This window comes from Paenibacillus forsythiae T98, from assembly GCF_000520735.1.
GTDB lineage: Bacteria > Bacillota > Bacilli > Paenibacillales > Paenibacillaceae > Paenibacillus_AQ > Paenibacillus_AQ forsythiae.
Map to the genome: position 1 here is coordinate 1 of NZ_ASSC01000370.1, position 4,374 is coordinate 4,374.

4 protein-coding genes and 1 pseudogene are annotated in these 4,374 nt (G+C 54.9%); 2 read left to right on the forward strand and 3 right to left on the reverse strand.

The window, feature by feature from the left end:
- Nucleotides 1-538, reverse strand: a pseudogene (locus L692_RS32665) (cell wall-binding repeat-containing protein); the annotation flags it as partial.
- Nucleotides 539-698: 160 nt separating this feature from the next.
- Between L692_RS32665 and L692_RS32670 the strand changes: the two are divergent.
- Entirely contained in the window at nt 699-1,130 is a 432-nt protein-coding gene (locus L692_RS32670; RefSeq protein ID WP_025700138.1) for a MarR family winged helix-turn-helix transcriptional regulator, read from the forward strand.
- An 85-nt stretch (nt 1,131-1,215) separates the two neighbouring features.
- On the forward strand, nt 1,216-3,030 hold the full coding sequence (locus L692_RS0111975; RefSeq protein WP_232238776.1) for an ABC transporter ATP-binding protein: 1,815 nt from the start codon (nt 1,216-1,218) through the stop codon (nt 3,028-3,030).
- A gap of 82 nt (nt 3,031-3,112) precedes the next feature.
- On the opposite strand, the gene treR is transcribed toward L692_RS0111975, so the two are convergent.
- Nucleotides 3,113-3,829, reverse strand: coding sequence for a trehalose operon repressor (gene treR / locus L692_RS0111980; protein ID WP_025700141.1), 717 nt, complete (start codon nt 3,827-3,829; stop codon nt 3,113-3,115).
- Between the two features lie 96 nt (nt 3,830-3,925).
- Nucleotides 3,926-4,374 (reverse strand): PTS sugar transporter subunit IIA (locus L692_RS0111985; RefSeq protein WP_025700142.1); only part of this gene is annotated, 449 nt, incomplete at its 5' end.

Here is a 4,374-nt window from a genome sequence, read left to right on the forward strand (position 1 = left end):
TATCGATTGCCGCAGCCACGGTAGCCGGATCATCGCCCGCAATCTGATCGATCTTCATCTTCAAATCATCCAGCTGCTTCTTCACATTGTCCGAAACCGGACCGACGATAACGATCTGTATACCGTCATTGCTCTCGGCCCCTTTCGGATTCAGCCGCTTCAGCTCGTCCAGCGTCGCCTGGGGCACACTGTCTTTGTCGAAATAGAGCACCGGCCCGTTGCTCGGATGATGAATCAGATCCGTCGCGGCAGCAGCGATCTGCCAATTGGCTACATCCGTCAGCACAACGCTGGATGGACGGCTGCCGTCCGACTGCGCCGTCCAGAGGGTCTGCGAAACGAGCACTGCCGCCTGCGCCGGGTCGGAAGTATTGATGCGCGTCGTATTTTTTGTTCCGATCCAGGGTACGGCAACAGCAGAAGAAGTGTCCGCCGTCTTGACGTCCGCCGCTTCATTCGTCTTCCCGCCGAATGTACAGCCCGCCAGAATCGAGCCTAGCAGCACAGTCACAGCTCCAATTTTCAATAGCTTGTTCATTGATTTCCTCCCGGGTTTGAGTATGTCTTTATCTATTCACATCCAGTTTACCTGTAAAATATGTAGAAAATATGGAGGGCTATGCCGCATGACCGATTTGCATCCATTTAGTTTCTATTGTAAACTGTTTATATTGATAACTAATGAGGAGTGCAGGAAAATGGACGAGCATTGCCGTACGGCCGAGGTTTACCGTTCTTTTTTTTCCATTGCCAGACAGCTCAAAAGGCTCGCCCGCCAAAGCGCCGCCGAGATCGGACTGACCGTCCATCAGCTCGATATTCTCCGGTTGATCCGCACGGCTCCCGGACTCACCCAGAAAGAAGTGACCGAACGCCTGCGGGTGCCCAAGAGCAGAGTCAGCTTGCACATTGACGCCCTGGTTGACCAAGCGCTCGCGGTTCGCGAGACCTCTCTCCAGGATCGCAGAGAAACGCTGCTGCGCCCCACTCCTGCCGGGGAAGCGCTATGCGAGCAATACAACCGCGAGGATCTGTCGCGCAAGGCGCTTGCCGGCGCTCTCCGCCAGTTCACTCCCGAAGAGATTGAGCGGCTGCTGGAGATGCATGAACGGCTGCTGAACAATCTGTAGCTGCTTCCGCTTCCGATGCGGAAGTCCTCCGAACGACTGCCGGATGCCGACTCCGGCCTTACATTTCATACAAAGCTGGTGATACATGATGTCAAGAACCGCGGGACCCACCATGGGGAGAATGAAATTCGACGACTCGCAAGAGAAACCGGATTTCTCCAAGGCCATGCTGCTGCGGATTTACCGCTATTTCCTTCCCTATTGGAAGCAGGCGCTGGGCGTGCTGGCGATCCTGATTCTGACTTCCCTGCTTGGACTGCTGCCGCCTCTGCTCATTCAGAGAATCGTCGATCATGCGCTTCCGGGCAAGGATCTGCGGATGCTGGCCCTCCTCGTTTCCGCCTCTTTGGGCGCAACGGTCGCATCAGGTCTGCTGGGCGTGCTGCAGAGCTATTTGAATTCTTTCATTTCGCAAAGCATTGTCTATGATATGAAAAACCAGATGTACCGCCATCTGCAAGACATGCCGCTGCAGTTCTTCTCGAATGTGAAGCAAGGTGAAGTCATCACAAGGATGACCAGCGATATTTCGGGGATTCAGGGGGTGTTCAGCGGCACCATCGTGAATTTTGCCAGCAATGTGCTGGTGCTGTTGAGTACGGCGGTGACGCTTTTTCTGATGAACTGGAAGCTGGCCCTGGTCAGCGTGCTTGTCGTCCCGCTGTTCATCGCGCCTACCCGCAAAATGGGCAGCGTCCGCTGGAAGCTCGCCAAGCAGACGCAGGAGAAAATCTCGGAGCTGAACTATATTATTGAAGAAACGCTCAACCTCAGCGGCTATATGTTAATGAAGCTGTTTACCAGGGAGGACACCGAGCGGTCCCGGTTCAGGGAGGTCAATGCGGCGGCCACCCGCCTGCAGATCAGGGAGTCCATGGCCGGACGCTGGTTCATGATGCTGGTCGGCACGTTCGCTTCCATCGGGCCTATGCTGATTTACTTGTACGGCGGCTATCTCTTCATTCGGGGAGAGATCACCGTCGGAGCGATTATCGCCTTTGTGGCGCTGCTTGGCAGACTTTACAGCCCTGTGGGGCAGCTTACGAATCTGTATGTGGACATCAAGCGTTCGGTCGCTTTGTTCGAGCGTATCTTCGATTATTTCGACATGGAGCCGCAGATCGCGGATCGTCCCCATGCGGTCCCATTAACCGACGCGGACAGCGGCATCGAATTTCAAAATGTGAGCTTCTCCTATCAGCAAGACAAGCCGGCGCTGCAGAATGTGTCATTCAAGGCGGAGCCGGGAACGATGACCGCGCTGGTCGGCCCGAGCGGAGCGGGAAAAACAACAATTACAAATCTCATCCCCCGGCTGTACGAAGCCGATTCGGGCATCATCCGGATTGGCGGCGCGGATATCGCTTCGTTCACTTTACAGTCCTTGCGGTCGAACATCGGCCTGGTCACCCAGGATACTTACCTGTTCAACGGAACGATCCGCGAGAATCTGCTGTATGCCGTCGGTGAGGCGGACGAGAACAAGATGGTGGAAGCCTGCAAGGCCGCTTACATCCATGATTTTATTATGCAGCTTCCGGATGGCTATGACACGGTGGTGGGCAATCGGGGAATCAAGCTGTCGGGCGGCGAGAAGCAGCGAATCTCCATCGCCAGAGTTCTGCTGAAGAATCCGTCGATCATCATTATGGACGAAGCGACCTCCTCGCTCGATACGGTCTCCGAATATTATGTCCGGGAGGCCATGGCCGTGCTGCTCAAGAACAAGACCAGTCTCGTCATCGCCCACCGTCTGTCCACGATTCTGGCGGCTGACAATATCCTTGTCGTCAAGGAAGGGCAGATTGCCGAGGAAGGAAAGCATGAGCAGCTTCTGGAGAAGGGCGGAGTATACAAGGATTTATACGACAAGCAGTTTGGCAAAAAAGCTTTCGCGTGACCGGCATTCCAGCCCGTCTGCGGTCCCGCTTACAACGAAGCGGCGGAGGCTCAGCGCCTGTCCGCCGTCTCTTCTAGCCGATTCAATGCGCCCGGCGGGCAAAATCGACGAACTGGAATTTGTCGAGTCTGTGCCGCGACTCCGTATACTGAAACAGCGTCGTATCTTCGAGATAGACGTAACCCCGTACGACTACGACATGGGACAGATTATTGAGGTCGAGCAGGGCCCGGTCTTCGGGGGTCGCGGGCTCGGCCGAAATTTCTTTTTTCGCATAGCTGATCGATAAATTCAGGGTATTCTCCAGATAGTCGTAAATGGAACTCCCGGCAATTTCCGGGGTAAGCCGCTCCACCCGTTCCGGCAAAAAATAATCCTTGTCCAGAATCACCCGCTCCCCTTCAATCTCGCGGGAACGAATCACCTCCCACACCGTCTCTCCCTCTTTAATGTCCAGATGAGCCGCTATAATCCGGGATGCGGGCACCCGTTCCGTTTTGTGGACAAGCGTTCTGGATTTCCGGCCCAATTTCTCCGACATTTCCTTAAAGCTGGTCAGACCCGTAACCGGAAACTTCATCCGGCCCAAATCGAGCACAAATGAACCTTTGCCTTTCACTTTATGGATGTAGCCGTTCTGGGACAGCAGGCCAAGCGCCTTGCGCACCGTTTCCCTTGATGTACCGTAGCTTTCGGCAAGCTCGCTCTCCGAAGGGATTTTGGCGCCGGATGGAATGCCGCCGTTCTGGATTTTTTCGGCATAATCATTATAAATATTCCAATAAATATTGACGTTCACGGGTTATCACCATCCTGTCTATAGCATAACCGAAGATGGCAAGAAGCACAGCCCCTTGGACTGCGCCTCTTGCATTGCATCCCCAGCCAATTCTGCCTAGAGACCTTGGGAGGACAAGCGAATCTTCAATACGACATCCCGGCCTGCGGCCGCTTCTTCAACAGGCTCCTCGTTCACCTGCTCCACGACAGATTGCCCGTCCGGAATAATGATCGGAGTAATGACCGGGAGCCTGGCCTGGAGGATGGCTTCCCTGTCAAATTCAAGCAGCAGTTGGCCAGCCTTGACTTCATCGTCGATATTGACATGCGTGGTGAAGGGCGCGCCTTTCAGCGACACGGTGTTGATACCGACATGAATCAGGATTTGGACGCCGGTGGCATGCTCCAGCACAACCGCATGTTTGCTCTTGATGATATGCACTACCTTGCCATCGAACGGAGCGACAAGCCGGCCATCCGAAGGCTCAATCGCAAGCCCCTGACCCATCTGCCGTTCGGCGAACGCCGGGTCGGGCACATACTCCAGAGGCACAACCTTGCCGG